Here is a 1802-nt window from a genome sequence, read left to right as displayed (position 1 = left end):
CCCATGCTGTCTCGTACGCTCCGTTTTACGCCCACCCAGGATGCACGGCCGGGCCGGGCGGCGCGGATCGCGCGGCGGGCGGTGGCCGCGATCCTGCTCGCCGGGCTCGCCGGCGGGCTTGCGGGATGCGTGGTCTATCCCGCCGGGCCGCGCCATGGCTGGTGCTACTGGCACCCCTATCGGTGCCGCTGAGCGCGCCGATCCGGCATTGTTGCAACGCTCAAGGACAGGGCTGACGACATGACATACAAGTTCAGCACCATCGCTTTCCGGCGCCCGGCGCGGGCCGCGCTCGGGCTTGCGCTCGGCCTCGGCCTCGCCGCCGTGCCGCATGCCGCCCGCGCCTGGGGACATCCCTGGTGGGGGCCGCGTTTTGCCATCGGCATCGCCGTGCCGGCGCCCCTCTATCCGCCGCCCGTCTATGTCGCGCCGCCGCCGCGCGTCTGGGTGCCGGGGCATTACAACTGGCGCGGCAGGTGGATTCCCGGCCACTGGCGCTGGCGCTGAGGGGGCGGCGGCGATGACCCTCGCATCCGCGCAGGCGGCGGACCTGACGCCTTCGCAGGCGACAAGCCTGACGCCCTCACAGGCGATGATCCGCTTCGGCCTCGGCGGACGGCCGGACCAGAAGCCGCCGACCGATCCGCGCGCGTGGCTGCTCGGCCAGCTCGACGGGCCGGACCCTGCTCTGGCGACACCCTCCTTCGCCGGACTGCCGAGCGGGGCCGCAGCCCTCACCGCCCTGCGCGACGACCGGATGACGCGCAAGCGGCTGGCGCGGCAGGGGCTCTCGCTCAAGGATCATTTCAAGCCGCGCAGCCGTGAGATGTTCCGCGCCGATGCCGCCGCCCAGCTCGGCTGGGCGCTGCGCACCGACGCGCCGTTCCGCGAGCGGCTGGTGTGGTTCTGGGCGAATCATTTCACCGTGTCGATGCGCCAGGGCGGCACCGCGGCGCTGATCGGCCCGTTCCTGCGCGAGGCGATTCGCCCGCATGTCACCGGCCGGTTCACCGACATGGTGCTGGCGGTGGAGCGGCATCCGGCGATGCTGCTTTATCTCGGCAATGCCGGGTCGGTCGGGCCGGACAGCCGGGCCGGGGTGCGGCGGCATCGCGGGCTCAACGAGAATCTCGGCCGCGAGTGCATGGAGCTGCACACGGTGAGCCTGCGCGCGGGCTACAGCCAGCAGGACGTCATCGCCATGGCGAAGCTGCTCACCGGATGGTCGGTCGATCCGAGGGCGGAGCCGACCGGGTTCCGCTTCCGCCCCTTCGCCCATGAGCCGGGGCCGCAGACGCTGATGGGGCGCAGCTTTCCGCCGGGCGAGGCGGGGGGCATCGCGGCGCTGCGGTTCCTCTCGACCTATCACACCACCTGGACGGCGCTGGCGACCAAGCTGGTGCGGCATTTCGTCGCTGACCAGCCGCCGGCGGCGGCGGTTGCGCATGTCGCCGGCGTGCTGGCCGGCACCCAGGGCGATTTGCGGGCGGCCTCGGCGGCGCTGGTCGATCTGCCGCAGGCATGGAGTCCCGGGCGCAAGATCAAGACGCCGGTCGAGTATTTCCTCTCGGTCGGCCGCGCGCTCGGCGAGACCGAGGCGAAGGTGCCGGCGGCGCTGGGCATGCTGCGGCGGCTCGGCCAGCCGCTCTGGGCGGCGCCGTTGCCCGATGGATGGTCGGATCTCGGCGGCGACTGGAGCGGGCCGGACGCGGTGCTGGCGCGGATCGACTTCGCCTATACCATGGCCGGGCGTAGCCACGACCGCGCGCCCGCCGCCATCGCCACGGCCGCACTCGGCGCGC

3 protein-coding genes are annotated in these 1802 nt (G+C 73.1%); all 3 read left to right on the top strand.

Annotation, left to right across the window (positions count from 1 at the left end; genetic code table 11):
- On the top strand, positions 1 to 192 hold a 192-nt coding region (locus APM_RS22055), incomplete at its 5' end, for a hypothetical protein (protein WP_158004997.1).
- A gap of 48 nt (positions 193 to 240) precedes the next feature.
- A complete protein-coding gene (locus APM_RS22705) occupies positions 241 to 507 on the top strand; it encodes a hypothetical protein (protein ID WP_013640670.1) in 267 nt (88 codons plus the stop codon).
- Positions 508 to 520: 13 nt separating this feature from the next.
- A partial coding sequence (locus APM_RS12600) for a DUF1800 family protein (protein WP_007423760.1) occupies positions 521 to 1802 on the top strand: 1282 nt, incomplete at its 3' end.

Source organism: Acidiphilium sp. PM (assembly GCF_000219295.1).
Classification (GTDB): domain Bacteria; phylum Pseudomonadota; class Alphaproteobacteria; order Acetobacterales; family Acetobacteraceae; genus Acidiphilium; species Acidiphilium multivorum.
This window is presented reverse-complemented; position numbering and strand designations above follow the sequence as displayed.

Bases quoted from the DNA above. Each gene is read 5' to 3' on its own strand.
- APM_RS22705 (WP_013640670.1), top strand. From the start codon at position 241: ATGACATACAAGTTCAGCACCATCGCTTTCCGGCGCCCGGCGCGGGCC.